The following is an 18,462-nucleotide window of genomic DNA, read 5'->3' on the forward strand; positions in this document are numbered from 1 at the left end:
TGCTCGCGCTTAATTCATAAGCGCCAGAGGCCTATTTGGCATCAAACTGAGTGGCGGTGCGTCCAACTGAAATACGCGAACAGCGGTACGCAGCTGCTGGGTTTCTTGCGCCAGGCTCATGGCTCCGGCGGCAGACTCCTCCACCATGGCGGCGTTCTGCTGTGTCGCCTGGTCAATGCCCCCCATCGCGCTGTTGATGGCGCCAATGCCTTGCAGTTGCTCTTGCGCAGCCGCGCGAATACCCTGAATCCCTGCAGCCACCTGACCCACACCCGCCACCATCTCGCGCATGGTCTGGCCCGCCTGCGCCGCCAACGCCGAACCCTGGTCAATTTTTTCGACCGAGGCATGGATGATGGCCTTGATCTCGCGCGCCGCCTGGGCCGAACGCCCGGCCAATGAGCGCACCTCGCTGGCCACGACTGCAAACCCCCGCCCCTGCTCACCCGCGCGGGCAGCTTCCACGGCGGCATTGAGCGCCAAAATATTCGTCTGAAAAGCAATGCCGTCAATCACCGCAATGATGTCTGCGATTTTGCGGGAAGCGTCGTTGATGTCTTGCATGGTGTGCTCCACCTGGTTCACCACCGCCCCGCCCCGTTGTGCCAGCTGCTGGGCCGCATTGGCCGAGCCCACCGCGTCGGTGGCCGACTCTGCGGTGTGGCGCGCGGCCAAGGCAAGTTGTTCAATCGAAGCCACCGTGCGCTGCAAGGCTGCCGCAGCGCGCTCGGTGCGTTCGGACAACTCGCCGTTGGCCGTGGCAATCTCGGCGGTGTTGTCTCCCACCACCTCCACCCCGGCGCGTACCTGCCACACCAGTTGGCTCAGCGCTGCGTGCATGCGCCCCAGATCCTGCTGCACTTGGGCTATCTCATCCCGCCCTTGGGCCTGCACGGTAACCGTCAAATCCCCTTGCCCCCAGGCCTTGGCCGTTGCCTGGAGCGACTGCATGGGGTGCAAGATGGACCGCACGATGGCCAACACCAACAGCGTGGCCAACGCAGCCACCAAGGCAGTTGCCACCAGCACCACCCAGGGTGCCTGGCCGCCCGTGCGGGTCAGCGCGGCACGGCGCTCTCCTGCACGCGTGGCAATCGACTGGGACACCGCCACCAATGCCTGCTCTGCAGCCTGCATGTCTGCCGCCAAAGGCGCCATGGCCGCGTTGGCTGCCCAAGGGTCGTGCAGCTCACCACGCGCCAGCTTGCCCAGAATGTCTTTGAACCCGGCCTCGTACACGCGCAGGCGCCGCGCCATATCGCCCAGCGCCGCGGCATCTGCATCCTGGGCCAAGGTTTCCACCCGCGCCAGAGATTGCAATGTGGCAGCCAGAGACCGCCTCCATAGATGGCTGTAGCGCTCCGTAGCTGCTTCATCCCCCATGGTCAGCAAGACATCTTTTTCGTAGCGGCGTGCATCCCCCCAGTGGGTGCGTACTGCGCCCAAGACTTGCAAGGATTCAAATTCCGAATCGATAAAGTGGGTTGCGCGCGTAGCCTCCCGGTCTATGGTCCACGCCGCAAAGCCACCCACTGCGGCCAAGGCCAGCACTGAGAACACCAATAGCACCATCAAACGGGATCGGATCCGCAAACGCGCAAGCCAAGTCATGGTTTACCCTTATTCAAGAGCTCCATACTGCAAACACTCCGTGACAGCGCGGTGACACGCCCCCTTCTGAGCACCACCCCGTCAGGGTTTGTTCAGCCGCGCAAACCAGCATAAGCCTTAGACTCCGTGGGTTCAAAGTTGGACGGGTGCCGGACGCCCCGCCACATTCCCAAAAACTACAAACGGAGACGCCATGACACCCTTGCTCTCACTGTCCCGACTGATCGACACGATCAGTACCTGGGTCGGTAAATTCACCATGTGGCTAATTCTGGCCACCACCCTGATCAGCGCAGGCAATGCGCTGGTTCGCAAGTTCTTCAACAACAGCTCCAACGGCTTGCTGGAAATCCAGTGGTATTTGTTTGCCGCGGTGTTCATGTTGGGCGCGGGTTATGGTTTGCTGAGGAACTCGCATGTGCGCATCGACTTCATCTCCACCAAGCTCAGCGACCGCACCCGCAACTGGGTGGACGTGGTGGGCATCTTGCTCGTGTTGTTCCCGTTTTGCGTGATCAGCATCTCCTTGGGCTGGCCCTTTTTCATGCAGGCCCTGCAGAGCGGTGAAATGTCGCAAAACGCCGGAGGCCTGATCCGCTGGCCCGCGTATGCACTGATCCCCCTCGGCTTTGCGCTGCTGATGCTGCAAGGTGTGTCCGAGCTGATCAAACGCCTGGCCTTCCTGACCGGCAATGGCCCCGATGTGCTGAGCAGTGAAGACGCGAAATCTGACGACCAAAAGAAGCTCGAAGAGCTCGAAGCCCAAACCGCCAAGCTGCTGGCTGGAGACAAATAAATGCAAACCACCCTCTTGGCACAACAGTTTGTGCCGCTCATGTTCATTGCACTGTTTGTGCTGCTGTTGACCGGCTTCCCGGTCGCATTCGGCTTGGCCGCCACCGGCCTGGCTCTGGGTTTTGTGGGCATTGAAGCCGGTATCTTCCCGGCTGCCATGTTCCAAGCGCTGCCGCTACGCATTTTCGGCATCATGCAGAACGACACGCTGCTAGCGATACCGTTCTTCACCTTCATGGGGATTATTCTGGAACGCTCCGGCATGGCCGAAGACCTGCTGGAGACCGTGGGCCAGGTGTTTGGTCCCGTACGCGGTGGTGTGGCGATTGCCGTAATTCTGGTGGGCGCGCTCTTGGCTGCCACGACCGGTGTGGTGGCTGCTGCAGTCATCTCAATGGGTCTGATCTCCCTGCCCGTGATGCTGCGCTACGGTTACAGCCGCACCATTGCTACGGGCACCATCACGGCCTCGGGCACACTGGCGCAAGCCATTCCGCCCTCGCTGGTACTGATTGTGCTGGCCGACCAACTGGGCCGCTCTGTGGGCGACATGTATTCCGGCGCACTGATTCCCGGCCTGTTGCTGGTGGGTCTCTATGTCGCATTCATTGTGGCAGTGGCCATCTTCAAACCCGCCATGGTGCCAGCACTGCCCCCCGAAGCCTTGCTCTACAAAGAAGACAACGGTGCCTCTGGCCACAAGTCGTTGCTGGTGCTGGTGTTGATCTGTGCCGCAGTGGGCTTTGCCTGGTCCCGCGTGCACAACGGCCTGATGACCCAATGGCTGGAGCGCGCAACGCCTTCCGCTGGCGACGAGATCGTGATCTTGTCCCTGACGCTGGCCTCGCTGACCGGCTTGGCACTGGCCATCATCAACCGCGTGACCAAGATGGGCCTGCTGTCCAAGCTGGCCGAGCAAGTCACCTTTGTGCTGATGCCACCGCTGATCCTGATCTTCCTGGTGCTGGGCACCATTTTCCTGGGTGTGGCAACACCCACCGAAGGCGGCGCCATGGGTGCACTGGGCGCCTTGATTTTGGCCATGGGCAAACGCCGTTTGAGCATGCCCCTGATGAAGCAGGCGCTGGACAACACCGCCAAGTTGGCCGCATTTGTGCTGTTCATCCTGATTGGCTCCACCGTGTTCAGCTTTACCTTCAATGCGGCCGACGGTCACATCTGGGTGGAACACCTGTTTGACAAGATTCCGGGCGGCGCCTGGGGCTTTATGGTGGTGGTGAACATCCTGGTGTTCATCTTGGGCTGCTTCATCGACTTCTTTGAGATCGCCTTCATCGTGATCCCCTTGTTGGCCCCGGTGGCCGAGAAGATCTTGCCCGGCCTGGTGCCTGGCATGACACCCGACCAGGCCATGATCTGGTTTGGCGTGATCATCGCCATGAACCTGCAGACCTCCTTCCTGACGCCGCCATTCGGTTTCGCCCTGTTCTACCTGCGCAGCGTGGCGGCCAAGTTTGACTACAAGGACCGTGTCACCGGCAAGCTGATTCCGTCGGTCAAAACCACAGAGATCTACAAAGGCTCGATTGCCTTCATCATCTTGCAAGTGATCATGGTGGTGGCTGTGATTGCCTTCCCGGTCTTGGTGACGGGCGGCATCGAAAAGGTCGAAACCCTGAGCTCCGAGCAAATCATGGAACAACTGGACATGCCGGGCGCCCCAGAGGCCGGTGAACCTGCGGACCCCACCGCAGGCATGGAGGGCGCGGCCAAGGAAGGCGAGATGCCCGACCCTGCAGCCGAAGCTGGCAAGGAAGATGACCCCATGAAGGCCATGATGGAAGAAGCGGCCAAGGACGCCGCCAAGAAGCCCTAACTTCCCGATACCCAGCGCAAGGACCGTTCTCAGTGTGACTCTGAAGCGGTCCTTTTTCAATTCTTCTGGTCTCTACGCCCGTACGGAACGCCATGACTGATCCAACCACCATCCAAATCACCGGCGCAGCCATCTTTGCATTGGCGGTGCTGCATACCTTTTCCACCAAATTTTTTGAACACTTGGCCCACACCCGGCCCAACCATGCGGGGCTCTGGCACCTGCTGGGCGAGGTGGAGGTGGTGTTCGGCTTTTGGGCCATGGTGCTGATGTTTGCCATGCTGGGCCTGACCGGCACCCAAGAGGCCGCGCACTACCTGGACAGCCGCAACTTCACCGAACCACTGTTCGTCTTCGCCATTGTGGTGATCGCTGGCAGCCGCGCCGTGCTGCATATGGCCAAAAAAGGGGGTAGTGCCATTGCCAGCCTGGTTCCACTAAAGGGGGGCATGGCCTTTTACTTCGTGGCGCTTTCGTTCATCCCTTTACTGGGATCGTTCATCACCGAACCGGCAGCCATGACCTTGGCCGCCATGATGTTGCGCGAACGCATTTTCGGCGCAGGCCTGTCCACCAAACTGAAATACGCCACCTTGGGTGTGTTGTTCGTCAACGTCTCGATTGGCGGCACGCTCACCTCTTTTGCAGCGCCACCTGTTTTGATGGTGGCAGCCAAATGGAACTGGGACAGCTGGTACATGCTCACCCATTTCGGCTGGAAGGCCGCCATTGCCGTGTTCTTCAACGCGCTGGTGGCTACTATGCTATTTAAGCGCCAGTTGGCCCATCTGCCTAAAGCCTCCAAATCGAATGATGTAGAAATTCCTTTTGGTGTGTTGCTGGTACACGTGCTGTTCTTGGCTGGTGTGGTAACCTTTGCCCACCATCCTGCCGCCTTCCTGGGCCTGTTCCTGTTCTTTATTGGTTTTGCCCAGGCTTACCCCAAGTACCAGGACAGCCGTTTGCTCTTGCGCGAAGGCTTGCTGGTCGCATTTTTCCTGGCGGGCCTGGTGGTGCTGGGCGGGCAGCAGCAATGGTGGCTGGAGCCTTTGCTGCGCGGCATGGATTCCTCCACCGTCTATTACGGAGCCACCGCACTGACTGCGGTGACCGACAACGCCGCACTCACCTACTTGGGCTCACTGGTAGAAGGCCTGAGCGACGAATTCAAGTACGCGCTGGTGGCCGGTGCCGTCACGGGTGGTGGCCTGACCGTGATTGCCAACGCCCCCAACCCCGCAGGCTTTGCCATCCTGCGCAACAACTTTGAAGACGAAACTATCCACCCCTTGGGTCTGTTCATTGCCGCGTTGCCGCCCACTTTGGCGGCTGTGGTGGCGTTTCGGCTGTTGTAGCCTTTAAACTCGCAAAGAACAGTCAGGGTTTACCGCAAGCAAAATTTACATTTGTACGAATACAATGTGCTTGTGCTGAGCAATCAACACAATTTCCGGAACCAGTGAGATTGGGAGCCCTGCGGGGCTCCCCTTTTTTTCGTAGAACACCTAGCATGCCCCCGTATACAGGCGCTCGTCATACCACACCGGTTGATTTCCGGGGAGCGGGCTTGCCGCGTGGGTACTTTTGCTCAGTGACGCCACCCTGACGCTGTGCACGCCTAGACGCCTAGCGTCAACCCTTGACGCATCTGCCCAACTCACGACTTGCTGAATTGGGGCACTCCCTCTTCTTACCTTATGGTCACCGCGGCCGGTGGCATTTTTGTTTATGTCATTTCAATCTCTCAAACAGACGTGGTTTTTCAACGTCCGAGGCGATGTGCTCGCTGGTCTGGTGGTCGCGCTGGCGCTGATCCCTGAGGCCATCGCCTTTTCCATCATTGCCGGGGTAGATCCCAAAGTGGGCCTGTACGCCTCGTTTTCTATCGCCACGATCATCGCGTTTGCGGGTGGCAGGCCGGGCATGATCTCTGCGGCTACCGGGGCCATGGCGCTGGTGATTGCTTCTTTGGTCAAAGACCATGGCTTGCAATACCTGTTGGCCACTACGGTGCTGACCGGTGTGCTGCAGATCGTCGCAGGCTGGGTCAAACTGGGGGCGTTGATGCGCTTTGTGTCTCGCTCAGTCGTCACCGGTTTTGTCAATGCACTGGCCATCCTGATCTTCATGGCCCAGTTGCCGGAGCTCACGAATGTAGGCTGGCAGGTGTATGCCATGACCGCTGCGGGCCTCGCAATCATCTATGGCTTGCCCTACCTCACCAAGGCCGTGCCTTCTCCCCTGATCACCATTGTTGTGCTGACAGGCGTCTCAGTCTATTGGGGCTTGAACATTAGAACCGTGGGCGATATGGGCGAGTTGCCCAACAGCTTGCCTGCATTTCTGATGCCCGATGTACCACTGAATTGGCAAACGTTGGGCATCATCCTGCCCTACTCGGCCACGCTGATGGTCGTTGGACTGCTGGAGTCGTTGATGACTGCCACGATCGTGGATGACATGACCGACACCAAGAGCAACAAAAACCGAGAATGCGTGGGTCAGGGCGTGGCAAACATCGCCACTGGCTTCATCGGGGGCATGGCCGGTTGCGCCATGATTGGTCAGTCGGTCATCAACGTCAAATCCGGCGGACGGGGGCGTTTGTCCACATTGGTGGCCGGCGTAGTACTGCTGATCTTGGTGGTGTTTCTGGGCGACTGGGTAAAACAGATTCCCATGGCTGCACTGGTGGCAGTCATGATCATGGTGTCTATTGGCACCTTCAACTGGGGATCTTTCAAAAATCTGCGGGACCACCCCAAAAGCTCCAGTGTGGTGATGCTGGCCACCGTCGCCGTGACGGTGTACACCCACGACCTGGCGCGTGGCGTGCTCACAGGGGTGTTGCTGTCAGGCTTTTTCTTTGCCCACAAAATCGGGCAGATTCTGCTCATCCACACCAAGACCGAAGACAACGGCGCAACACGAACCTATGAAATCTTTGGCCAGGTGTTCTTTGCCTCCGCAGACCGCTTCTTGGATGCCTTTGATTTCGGCACTTCACACGCCAAGGTGCGCATCGATCTCACCCATGCGCACTTCTGGGACATCACGGCGGTCAGCGCCCTAGACAAAGTGGTGCTGAAATTCCGCCGCAAAGGTGCTTTGGTGGAGGTGCTCGGGCTCAACGAAGCCAGCGCAACTCTGGTGGACAAATTTGGAGTGCACGATAAAGAAGAAGCTGACCAGATTTTGATGGGGCATTGACCAAGACTAGGTGCCTCCTACCACCTTCCGTTACAACAACTTGAAAGCCAAAATCGCCACCAACGTTGGCGGCAAAGCACCTGCCAACAAGCCCAATGGATGGATGGCGTTGTCCGCAAATTTTTCTTTGAGGATGGCAGCACCTGCAGGGTTGGGGGCGTTGGCGATCAGTGTCAGCCCGCCCCCCGTCACCGCGCCAGCCACGAGTGCGGTCTTGAATTCCAGACTCAAGCCCTCCACCAGCGACCCCAAGTAGGTCAGTGCCGCGTTGTCGGTGATAGCCGTCAGCGCTGTAGCCCCAAAGAAAACCGCGTTGGCGTCCATGCGCATCAGCACAGGCTCCAGCCACCATTGCTGCAACCCGCCCAACACCACCAGCCCTGCCAAAAAGAACGCCACCAACAAGGCCTCGCGCAGAATCAACGGATTTTGGTGGCGCTGGTAGGCGGTGGCAAACCCCATGAAAAACAGAAACAGGCCCATGAACAGCACTGGGTGGTGCGCAAACACCACCACCAGCACCAGGAAGACGAGGTGCACCAGCACCACAGAAAAAGGCACAGCCGCACCCTGCCCGGCTGGTTTGGCAGCCATGTGACCCAGCTCTTTGCGGAAGATCAGCATGGCGGCCCCTGCATTGATCAAAACAGCAATCGCGGCCTTCCAACCGAATGTGGAAATCATGAACCACATGTCCCAGTTCCACTTTGCAGCCACCATCAGCACCGGTGGTGCGGCAAAGGGGGTCAGCGTTCCTCCAATGGAGATATTCACGAACAGCACACCGATAGTGACGTACTTGAGCCTGGTAGAGACCTCGCGCGAAAACAACGTGTCCCGCAAGATCAGCGCCGCCAACGTCATGGCAGCAGGTTCCGTGATGAATGACCCCAGCAATGGCACAAAGGCGAGTACCAAAAAGTACAGGGCCATACCTCGCTGCAGCGGCAGGTAGCGCGCGATGGCACGCACCAGAGTGTCAGCAAACTGGAGAATGGGCCGTGTTCCCGCAATCACCATGATGGCGAATACGAACATGGGTTCGGTAAAGTTTCTGGATTCGAGGTAGGCCGTTGCCTCGGTCTTGCCATTGATGCTGAACATGAACAAGACAAGGACCAAGGCCCAGAAGCCAAAGACCACTTCCACTTCACCCAGCAAATGCCAGATGCCTGCATGGCGCGGTTGTGTGTGCGCCAGATGCTCAAAAAACTTGGTGGAAAACGTATGGAGAACGGCCAACCCGAACAGGGTCGCGCCGACAATTTGAATGAGTGTGGGAGAGTTCATAAGCGTAGCTAAATCGCGAGGCGGCCCGACCTTCGCTACTCCTGCCCTTCAGCCCCATGCTGCGACACCCTTGCACGGATTGTAGGGTGGAAACCCAGTCTCACCCAGCCTGCTTTCCCTAAGACCCAAAATGAAAAAGGCCCTGCAATGCAGGGCCTTTTTGTTGGCAAAACGCAGTAGCTAATTACAGCTTTTGCGCTTGCATGAAGCTGTCGAAACGCGCTTCAGTGAAGCGGAACCACAGGTTCTGGTCTTTGCGGAAGTTGGCGTAGTCGGTGTAGACCTTCTTCCAGTTTTCGTTCTTGGCGCTGATCTCGGAATACAGAGCCATGGACTCTTTGAACGCCAGGTCCAACACGTCCTTGGGGAAAGGCAAAACCTTGACCTTGGCGCCGACCAACTGCTTGAGGGCAGCAGGGTTCTTGGCGTCGTACTTGGCTTGCATTTCGGTATGAGCGTAGGCTGCAGCCGCTTCCACAATGGCCTTGTTTTCTGCGGACAGACCGGCGTAAGCCTTGTCGTTCACGAACAGGTCCAACTGGGGACCGCCTTCCCACCAGCCGGGGTAGTAGTAGAAGGGAGCCACCTTGCCGAAACCCAGTTTCTGGTCATCGTACGGGCCCACCCATTCGGCAGCGTCGATGGTGCCTTTTTCCAGGGCGGTGTAGATTTCGCCGCCAGGAATATTCTGGGGCACACCACCCATGCGCTCGATGACCTTGCCAGCAAAGCCGCCCACGCGGAATTTCAGGCCCTTGATGTCTTTGGCAGACTTGATTTCCTTGCGGTACCAGCCGCCCATCTGGGCACCGGTGTTGCCCATGGGGAAGTTCACGATGTTGTACTTGGCATAGAACTCACGCATCAGCTTGCCGCCGTTGCCTTCGTACATCCATGCAGTCATCTGGCGGCTGTTCAGGCCAAAAGGAATGGCACAACCCAAAGCAAAGGTTTCGTCCTTGCCGAAGAAGTAGTAGGGCGCGGTGTGGGCCATTTCCACGGTACCGTTCTGCACGCCGTCCACCACACCGAATGCGGGCATCAGTTCGCCGCCAGCGTGGGTGGTGATGGTGAACTTGCCACCGGACATTTCGCCAACCTTCTTGGCGAAGGTATCAGCAGCACCAAAGATGGTGTCCAGCGCCTTGGGGAAGCTGGAAGCCAGACGCCAGCGGATAGCGGCGGCCTGCGCATGGACAGCGGGTGCCGCACCTGCGGCCAGCACGCCAGCGATACCAGCGTTTTTGATAATTGAACGACGATCCATTCGGTGTACTCCGGTAATTGTGTTGTAACCATCTTGCGACCCAGTTGTTCCAGGGCGCAAGGACTGCAATAGTCAAGCGCGATTGTAGGAACGCGGTGCACCCCGTTCGTGGGGGTTTTCCCTCAACAGCCGCCCGCAATGCAGAGGCATTCAGGATTCTGCAAGCCAGCGCGTGACGCGCCGGCTTTTAACTGACTTGTGGCTTACGCAGCGCGCGCAGCGGGCACCAACAATGCACCAAAACGCTGCGTGATGGAGGCCTGAATACCTTGTGCATCCAGGCCCTGCAGTTGCAGCAAATGCGCAGGGTCACCGTGCTCAGTGAACACATCGGCCAAGCCCAGCTGCAACACCGGCAACTCCAGACTGGCAGCCTGCAAAGCTTCCAGCACCGCACTGCCCGCGCCGCCCATGGTGGAACCCTCTTCCACCGTCACCAGCGCCTGGTGGCTGCGCGCCACTTGCAGCAGCAGCTCGGTGTCCAGCGGCTTGGCCCAGCGCATGTTCACCACCGTGGCGCCCAGTGCCTCTGCCGCCACCAGCGCAGGCTGCAGCAGCGTGCCGAAGGCGAGGATGGCAATACCCTGCCCCTGGCGTCGGATCTCGCCCTTGCCAAAAGGCAGGCCTTCCAGGCTGCTCTGTACCGCCACACCGGCACCACTGCCGCGCGGATAGCGCACGGCCACCGGGTGGTTCTGCGCAAACGCAGTGCTCAGCAACTGGCGGCATTCGTTCTCGTCAGCAGGACAGGCGATGCTGACGTTGGGAATGCAGCGCAGAAAGGGAATGTCATAGGCACCTGCGTGTGTAGCACCGTCGGCCCCAACGAGGCCAGCGCGGTCCAGCGCAAACACCACGGGCAGGTTTTGCAAGGCTACGTCGTGGATCAACTGGTCATAGGCGCGCTGCAAGAAGGTGGAGTAGATCGCCACCACAGGCTTGAGCCCTTCGCAGGCCAGGCCACCGGCAAAGGTCACCGCGTGTTGCTCGGCAATGCCCACATCAAAGTAACGGGCAGGAAAGCGTTTTTCAAACTCCACCATGCCCGAGCCTTCGCGCATGGCCGGCGTAATGCCCACCAGGCGCGGATCGGCCGCAGCCATGTCGCACAGCCACTGGCCAAACACCTGGGTGAAGGTTTGCTTGGCAGGCGCGGTGGACTTGACCAGCCCCACCGCCGGGTCGAACTTGCCGGGGCCGTGGTAGGCCACGGGGTCGGCTTCGGCCAACTGGTAACCCTGGCCTTTTTTGGTGACCACGTGCAGAAACTGCGGGCCCTTCAAATGCTTGATGTTCTCCAGCGTGGGAATCAGCGAATCGAGGTCATGGCCGTCAATGGGGCCGATGTAGTTGAAGCCGAATTTCTCAAACAGTGTGGCTGGCACCACCATGCCCTTGGCCTGTTCTTCTATGCGTTTGGCCAATGCAAACAGGGGGGGCGCGCCCTTGAGCACGGTCTTGCCCACGTTCTTGGCGGCGGCATAAAACTGGCCGCTCATCAGCTGCGCCAGATAGCGGTTCAGCGCGCCAACGGGCGGGCTGATGGACATGTCGTTGTCGTTGAGGATGACCAGCAGCTTGCAGTCTTCCACACCGGCGTTGTTCAGCGCCTCAAAAGCCATGCCGGCCGTCATCGCACCATCACCAATCACCGCCACCGAGTAGCGGTCTTCACCTTTGATGCGCGCGGCCAGTGCCATGCCCAGCGCGGCCGAGATGGAGGTGCTGGAGTGCGCGGTGCCAAAGGTGTCGTATTCACTTTCGTCACGGCGCGGAAAGCCGGACAGACCGCCGAACTGGCGCAGGCTGTGCATGCGGTCGCGCCGCCCGGTCAAAATTTTGTGCGGATAAGTTTGGTGGCCCACGTCCCAGACCACACGGTCTTCGGGCGTGTTGAAGACATAGTGCAGCGCCACGGTCAGCTCCACCGTGCCCAGGTTGGAGCTCAGGTGCCCACCGGTCTTGGCCACGCTGTTGAGCAGGTAGGTGCGCAGCTCATCGGCCAGCGTACGCAGCTGGGCACGGGGCAGCTGGCGCAGCGCCGCGGGGTCGTCGATGGTGGGCAGCAAGGGCGATGGAGGCAGATTGGTAGAGGGCATTTGCTATCTTTTTAGTAGCTGCTTGCGCATATTATTCGGGAGCTAGAGGCCTATTTGACTCTAAAAGTCTAGCTGGCGCGGTGCACTACCATACCGGCCAAGGCCTGCAGGGCGCGGGTGTCGGCCAGGCCACTGGCCCGCAGCGCATCCAGCGCCTGCTGCAGCAGCTGTGTGGCGTAGGCCTGGCTTGCTTCCAAGCCCATCAGCGACACATAGGTGGGCTTGTCGTTGTCGGCGTCTTTGCCGGCGGTCTTGCCCAGCGTGGCCGAATCAGCCGTCACATCCAGAATGTCATCCACCACCTGGAAGGCCAGGCCAATGGCCGCACCATACGCCTCCAGGCCCTTGAGCGCCTGGGCCGAGGGGCTTGCGCAGTGCGCCCCCATCAGCACGCTGCCTTGCAGCAGCGCGCCGGTCTTGAGCTGGTGCATCTCGCGCAGCTGGTTCTCTGTCAGCGGCAGGCCCACACTGGCCAGGTCAATCGCCTGGCCACCGGCCATGCCGGAACTGCCCGCCGCACGCGCCAGCAGGCCGCAGAGTTTGGCCTGTGTGGTGCAGGGCACCGAATCGTCCTGCGGCGTCAAAAACTCAAAGGCCAGGGCCTGCAGCGCATCACCCGCCAACAGGGCGCTGGCCTCGCCAAACTGCACATGCACCGTGGGCTTGCCCCGGCGCAGCACGTCGTTGTCCATGCAGGGCATGTCGTCGTGCACCAGTGAATAGGCGTGGATCAGTTCCACCGCGCAGGCCGCGCGCAGCGCAGCGGCGGGGCAGCCGTGGCCCTCCGCGGCAACGGCCTCATGCGCCGCCAGCACCAGCAACGGGCGCAGGCGCTTGCCACCGTCCAGCACGGAGTAGCGCATGGCCTCTACCAGCGCGGCGGGCGCACCGTGGTCAACACCCTGGGGCGCATCAGCAGTGATCCAGCTTTCCAGGGCGCGCTCGACCTGGTTCAGGCGTTCACGGCTCCAGCTGTCCAAATCAAAAGGAGCCAGAGCTTGGGGGGCAACAACGGCGTGCATCAGGCTTTCCAGGGTTTGAGGGCGCCGTCGTCCAGCACCTTGATTTGTTCTTCCACCGCCTGCAGCTGCTCGCGGCAAAACTGCAACAGGGCCGCACCGCGTTGGTAACCGCCCAGTAACTGGTCCAAGGGCAAGTCGCCGGACTCCAGGCGGCCCACCAGGCCTTCAAGCTCCTGCATGGCCGCTTCGTAGGTGGCGGGCATGGGGGGTGTGCTGGGGGACGGAGCGCTGGCCTTGGGCATGGGAAGGGTGTTCAAAAAGCAAACCGCGATTTTAGGCCCAAGCACCGGTGCTCCGACCTAGGCAGATGCCCCCAAGCAGGTACAATCTCCCGTCCCGCTTCCGGCCTCCCGCTTCTGGGATGGACGGCTCCCATTTACCGCGCACTTTGGTGCATCCCCCTGTGGGGAGTCTTTAGGTCAGGTCACCCATGTCTGATTTAAGTCTTCAACTGCAGCAGGCGAATAGCCAACTACCAGTTTCGAGCTACTTTGACCCGGCGCTCTACGCGCTTGAAATGCAAAGTATCTTCCAGCAAGGGCCCCGCTATGTGGGGCACTCTTTGAGCGTCCCCAACGTGGGGGACTACTACGCCCTACCCCAAGAAAACGAGGGGCGCGCACTGGTGCGCAATGCCGGCGGCATTGAACTCATCTCCAACGTCTGCCGCCACCGCCAGGCCGTCATGCTCAAGGGCAGCGGCTCGCTCACGCACAACGGCAGCCAGGTGCAAAGCGGCAACATCGTCTGCCCCCTGCACCGCTGGACCTACAGTGGTGCGCATGCCGGGCACAACGGCAGCCAGAGTGGCACGCTGATAGGCGCGCCCCACTTTGCCCACGACCCCTGCCTCAACCTCAACAACTACAAGCTGCAGGAATGGAACGGCCTGCTCTTTGAAGACCACCGTGCCAACGGCGGCGTGGACGTGGCCGCCCAGCTGGCCAACATGGGCCCGCGCGCCGACCTGAGCTTTGAGGGCTATGTGCGCGACAAGGTGGAGATGCACGAGTGCAACTACAACTGGAAGACCTTTATCGAGGTCTATCTGGAGGACTACCACGTCGGCCCCTTCCACCCTGGCCTGGGCCAGTTTGTGACCTGTGATGACCTGCGCTGGGAATTCAAGGACAACTACTCGGTGCAAACCGTGGGTGTGGCCAACCGCCTGGGCAAGGCCGGCAGCCCCACCTACGAGCGCTGGCACAAGGCCCTGCTGGGCTACCGCAACAACGTGCCACCGCAGTACGGCGCCATCTGGCTCACTTACTACCCGCACATCATGGTGGAGTGGTACCCCCATGTGCTGACCGTATCCACCCTCTTCCCCATGGGGGTGAACAAGACCATGAACATGGTCGAGTTCTACTACCCCGAGGAAATTGCCGCCTTCGAGCGCGAGTTTGTGGAAGCCCAACAGGCCGCCTACATGGAGACTTGCATCGAGGACGACGAGATCGGCGAGCGCATGGATGCGGGCCGCCGCGCCCTGTATGACCGTGGCGACAACGAAGTCGGTCCCTACCAGAGCCCCATGGAAGACGGCATGCAGCACTTCCACGAGTGGTACCGCGGCAAGGTAGACCTCTCGGGCCTGACCGCCTGAGCCTCAAGCTACTATGGATTTAATAGCTGCTCGCGCAATATCTGTACGGGCTAACGCCCTATTTGACTGGTAAAAACGCATGCAAGCCTTGTGGATGGTTTTGGCCTCGTTCTGGTTTGCGCTGATGGCTGTGGGCATCAAGTACGCGTCCAACAGCTTTGGCACCTTTGAGCTGGTGTTCTACCGTGGCGTGGTCAGCATGGTGTTCATGGCCATCGTGGTGCGCGCCCGCGGCGCCACACTCAGCACGCCTGTGCCCATGATGCACGTGTGGCGCAGCACCATCGGCGTGTTGTCGCTGGGCTCCTGGTTTTACGCCATCGCCCACCTGCCCCTGGCCACTGCTATGACGCTCAACTACATGAGCGGCGTGTGGGTGGCCGCCTTCATTGTGGGCGGTGCCCTGCTCTACGGCGACGCCCAAAAACAAGGGCCGCTCTTGGGCACCGTGCTGCTGGGCTTTGCGGGTGTAGTCATGACCTTGCGCCCCACCATTGACCAAAACCAGCTGTTTGCCGGTGTCATCGGCCTGCTATCCGGCATGGGCGCTGCGTTGGCCTACATGCAAGTCACCGCGCTGGGCAAGGTGGGCGAACCCGAAGAGCGCACGGTGTTTTACTTCTCGGTCGGCACCGTCATCGTGGGTGCGGTGGGCGCGCTGTTTACCGACCTGACGCCTTGGTCCGAGGTGCGCCTGGAGGATGCGCTGTGGGTCGTCCCCATCGGCATCCTGGCCTCGCTGGGCCAGTGGTGCATGACCCGCGCCTACCGCAAGGGCGCCACCCTGGTGGTGGCCAGCATGCAGTACTCCGGTATCGTGTTCGCCGCCCTGTTCAGCCTGCTGCTATTCGGCGACAAGATCGCCCCCATGGGCTGGCTGGGCATTGCGGTGATTGTGGTCAGCGGCGTGCTGGCCACCGTGCTGCGGGCACGGGCGATGCCGGATACGCCGGCGGAAGAGCATTGAGGGCTTTAGGGATGCACTGAACAACTAGCGTCATAACGCTGTCGCCCCTTTTTTTGTCGAAATAGGCGCGCTACTGTTCCTTCTCCTGGGCCTCAAGGCCCGTTTGTCGGGCTCTTGGCCCCGATTTGGCGGCTCATGGGCGCTCCTGTGCCATCAAGGTTTGCCGGCTGAGGTAGATGTTGGCCAGCGCCAATGCCGTGAACGCACGTGTGGCGTTCTTCTGCAATCCACGGTAACGCACCTTGGTGAACCCCCACAGCCGCTTGACCACCCCAAAGACATGCTCGACTTTGGCACGAATCCGTGACTTGTTGCGGTTCTTGGCGCGTACCGCTTCGTCAACGATTCCAGCGTAGCGCGCACGCTGGTTGGTGAAGTCGCGGGCTTGTGGGGCTTTGCTGTGCAGGAGTCGCTTCTGGCTGGCGTAGGCCGAATCCCCGTAGAGACGCCTCTCTTTGCCATGCAGCAAGTCTGGCAGCGGGTGTTTGTCATGCACATTGGCGGCGGTGACCACCGCACTGTGGGCCAGTCCGGTTTGGCTGTCCACACCGATGTGCAGCTTCATGCCAAAGTACCACTGCTGGCCCTTCCTGGTTTGGTGCATCTCGGGGTCGCGTGCCTTGTCCGCGTTCTTGGTGGAGCTCGGTGCACTGATGATGGTGGCGTCCACGATAGTGCCTGTTCCTACCTTGAGGCCTTTGGCTTGTAGTTCTTCTCCCACCTTGGCAAAGAGGGCTTGGCCCAGTTGGTGGGTTTCGAGCAGGTGACGAAACTTGAGCAAGGTGGTGGCATCGGGTACCCGTTCACGCCCCAGGTCAATACCCACGAAGCGGCGCAGCGCTGTACTGTCCAGAAGTGCGTCTTCGCACGCTGCGTCGGCCAGGTTGAACCAGTGTTGCACGAAGTACATGCGTAGCATGCGCTCCAGTCATATGGGTGGGCGTCCGTTACCGGCCTTGGGGTAGTGGGGTTCTATGACGCTGCACAGTTGTGCCCATGGCACGATGTGTTCCATGGTCGCCAGGAACTCGTCGCGCTTGGTGGGGCGGCGGTATTGCTCGAATGCAGCGTTGGTGTCTGCGGCCATGGCTAGGGTCTGTTGCTTCATGCACCGAGCCATGCATGCCGCGTGCCAGCCTGGGACTTGTTCAGCGTTGCCTTAGACTGAAAGCAGTCAGTCGCAAAAAATGATCGACAGGCAAATAAGGGCTCAATTTAGACATTGCCAGCAACCAGCGCAGGCGAATGTAGCCTTAGCCAACTTGCAATGGCTTTGCTTGGTCGGCACTCATAAGGACTTTGTTGCGCCAGGTAGACAGCCGAAGTTCAAAAGTATGTTCGCACAGTAGTGTCCGGTTAAAAAGTAAACAAATTCAACTGGTTAGAGCTGATCGGTGTTTCTGGCAATGGGGGTGTCGGGCTGCAAGGCGCATGAAATCTGGGTTTTCTCAAAAACCGACACTGACAATATCTGTAGAAATGTGTAGAGCGAGGCATCCAAGTGAAGCTCCTTCTTGACGATGGCAATCAGCACGTAAGTGGACACGGCGCACCAAATTTGTGTCTTGACCGCGTTCTCGCTCGTGCCCAAAAAAGCGCTTGATGCGCAAGTGCTGTTTTATCCACTTGAAGAACAGTTCCACCTGCCAACGGTTCTTGTACAGGGCGGCAATCGTCAGCGCCGGCAGACTGGTGTTGTTGGTCAGAAACACCAAGGTCCTGCCGGACTCGGGATCCTTGAATCGGATGCGGCGCAAGTGCTCGGGATAGTCTTGAGCGGTGTAGAACCCGTTCAGAGCAATGGTCTGATCGCAGATCACTCCGGTATCCCGATGGGTGGGTGCCGAATACACCCGACGCGCATCCATACCCCGCTTGGCGCGGGTGACAAAGAAAGCTCCGGCCTGATGCATCTTGTACAGCCGAGCGAAATCCAGGTAGCCCCGATCCATCACGTAAAAGGCACCGGCTTCGATGGGCAGGATGTCCAGCACGTTGACCTCGTGCATCTTGCCGTCGCTGATGTGAATGAAAGCGGGAATAGAGCCACGCAGGTCCAGCAGCGTATGCATCTTCACAGCCGCTTTGGTGGTACGAAATGGGGCCCAGTCGAACAAACTCAGACACAGGTCGATCGTGGTCGCATCCAGCGCGTAGACCGTGGCATCCAGGTCGATGTTCAGGGCGTCTCTGGCATAGAGACTTCTGGCACGTTGGATCAGACGCATCGCCAGCGCGTGGTAGATGCGCCAATCCCGCAGGTTCAGCGCATCGGACAGCGTGGAGCGTGCGGGAACGCCCTTCATGCCCATGTGAAACAGCTTGGTTTGGTTGGCAGCAAGACAGACCTCGATGTCGCGCAGGGATTCGCGCCAGGTCAGTTGCGCAAAGGCCATCACCCGAAACAAGTCGGCGCAACTGAGAGTTCGCACTCCGGCATCGCCCGCGTGGCGATCGATGATGCGACCAAACGTCTTCCATGGCACGTACTCCATGATTTGCGCAAACAGCGTCTTGCCCACGTTCATGCGTCACCCCAGGCTGTTCAAACCCGAGAGCATCGCAAATGTGCCAATTGAAATTCAAATCGTGGACAGCCATGAACCTCTTGAAACCCGCGTTGCTATTGGCTTGCAAGCCGATGGCCATCATTTAAACCGGACACTACTGATGTTCGCAAATAAAGCAGTGCATCACGGCGGCGAGGCCGAATTGTTCACTCGAACCAAGTGACTCTTCGTGCAAGATTGCCACACCT

13 protein-coding genes and 2 pseudogenes are annotated in these 18,462 nt (G+C 59.7%); 7 read left to right on the forward strand and 8 right to left on the reverse strand.

The annotated features are described in order from the left end of the window. Positions 1–9: 9 nt before the first annotated feature. Entirely contained in the window at positions 10–1,611 is a 1,602-nt protein-coding gene (locus tag U5O12_RS16590; RefSeq protein WP_322579714.1) for a methyl-accepting chemotaxis protein, read from the reverse strand. A gap of 193 nt (positions 1,612–1,804) precedes the next feature. Between U5O12_RS16590 and U5O12_RS16595 the strand changes: the two genes are divergently transcribed. The 4 genes from U5O12_RS16595 (at position 1,805) to U5O12_RS16610 (ending at position 7,453) form a co-directional block, all read left to right on the forward strand. Beyond that, positions 1,805–2,407, forward strand: coding sequence for a TRAP transporter small permease subunit (locus U5O12_RS16595; protein WP_322579715.1), 603 nt, complete (start codon positions 1,805–1,807; stop codon positions 2,405–2,407). Beyond that, positions 2,408–4,243: a TRAP transporter large permease gene (locus U5O12_RS16600; protein WP_322579716.1), complete on the forward strand. Its 1,836-nt coding sequence runs from the start codon at positions 2,408–2,410 to the stop codon at positions 4,241–4,243. 92 nt (positions 4,244–4,335) lie between these two features. After that, positions 4,336–5,598, forward strand: a complete 1,263-nt coding sequence (locus U5O12_RS16605) for a putative Na+/H+ antiporter (protein ID WP_322579717.1) — start codon at positions 4,336–4,338, stop codon at positions 5,596–5,598. Between the two features lie 373 nt (positions 5,599–5,971). Then, on the forward strand, positions 5,972–7,453 hold the full coding sequence (locus U5O12_RS16610; RefSeq protein WP_322579718.1) for a SulP family inorganic anion transporter: 1,482 nt from the start codon (positions 5,972–5,974) through the stop codon (positions 7,451–7,453). 30 nt (positions 7,454–7,483) lie between these two features. Here U5O12_RS16610 and U5O12_RS16615 read toward each other — a convergent pair whose 3' ends face one another. The 5 genes from U5O12_RS16615 to xseB form a co-directional block, all read right to left on the reverse strand. Continuing rightward, positions 7,484–8,743 (reverse strand): putative Na+/H+ antiporter, encoded by a 1,260-nt coding sequence (locus tag U5O12_RS16615; RefSeq protein WP_322579719.1) that lies wholly within the window; start codon positions 8,741–8,743, stop codon positions 7,484–7,486. A 184-nt stretch (positions 8,744–8,927) separates the two neighbouring features. Next, positions 8,928–10,010: a TRAP transporter substrate-binding protein DctP gene (locus U5O12_RS16620; RefSeq protein ID WP_322579720.1), complete on the reverse strand. Its 1,083-nt coding sequence runs from the start codon at positions 10,008–10,010 to the stop codon at positions 8,928–8,930. A gap of 203 nt (positions 10,011–10,213) precedes the next feature. Continuing rightward, a complete protein-coding gene (gene dxs, locus U5O12_RS16625) occupies positions 10,214–12,109 on the reverse strand; it encodes a 1-deoxy-D-xylulose-5-phosphate synthase (protein ID WP_322579721.1) in 1,896 nt (631 codons plus the stop codon). A gap of 68 nt (positions 12,110–12,177) precedes the next feature. Next, a complete protein-coding gene (locus U5O12_RS16630; RefSeq protein WP_322579722.1) occupies positions 12,178–13,131 on the reverse strand; it encodes a farnesyl diphosphate synthase in 954 nt (317 codons plus the stop codon). Then, positions 13,131–13,373 (reverse strand): exodeoxyribonuclease VII small subunit, encoded by a 243-nt coding sequence (xseB, locus tag U5O12_RS16635; protein WP_094479852.1) that lies wholly within the window; start codon positions 13,371–13,373, stop codon positions 13,131–13,133. Before xseB ends, U5O12_RS16630 begins: the two co-directional genes overlap by 1 nt. A gap of 188 nt (positions 13,374–13,561) precedes the next feature. Between xseB and U5O12_RS16640 the strand changes: the two genes are divergently transcribed. Further along, positions 13,562–14,737 carry an aromatic ring-hydroxylating dioxygenase subunit alpha gene (locus tag U5O12_RS16640; protein ID WP_322579723.1) on the forward strand — a complete coding sequence of 392 codons (1,176 nt, stop codon included), beginning with the start codon at positions 13,562–13,564 and terminating at the stop codon, positions 14,735–14,737. A 79-nt stretch (positions 14,738–14,816) separates the two neighbouring features. Further along, positions 14,817–15,704 (forward strand): DMT family transporter, encoded by an 888-nt coding sequence (locus U5O12_RS16645; protein WP_322579724.1) that lies wholly within the window; start codon positions 14,817–14,819, stop codon positions 15,702–15,704. 133 nt (positions 15,705–15,837) lie between these two features. On the opposite strand, the pseudogene U5O12_RS16650 reads toward U5O12_RS16645, so the two are convergent. Beyond that, positions 15,838–16,812, reverse strand: a pseudogene (locus U5O12_RS16650) (IS5 family transposase). A 248-nt stretch (positions 16,813–17,060) separates the two neighbouring features. Beyond that, positions 17,061–18,232 (reverse strand): annotated as a pseudogene (locus tag U5O12_RS16655) (IS4 family transposase). Here U5O12_RS16655 and U5O12_RS16660 point away from each other — a divergent pair. After that, positions 18,231–18,437 (forward strand): hypothetical protein, encoded by a 207-nt coding sequence (locus U5O12_RS16660; protein ID WP_322579725.1) that lies wholly within the window; start codon positions 18,231–18,233, stop codon positions 18,435–18,437. The pseudogene U5O12_RS16655 and the gene U5O12_RS16660 sit on opposite strands and share 2 nt — an antisense overlap. The last annotated feature ends 25 nt before the right edge of the window (positions 18,438–18,462 follow it).

Source organism: Rhodoferax sp. (assembly GCF_034519335.1).
Taxonomy (GTDB): domain Bacteria; phylum Pseudomonadota; class Gammaproteobacteria; order Burkholderiales; family Burkholderiaceae_C; genus Allorhodoferax.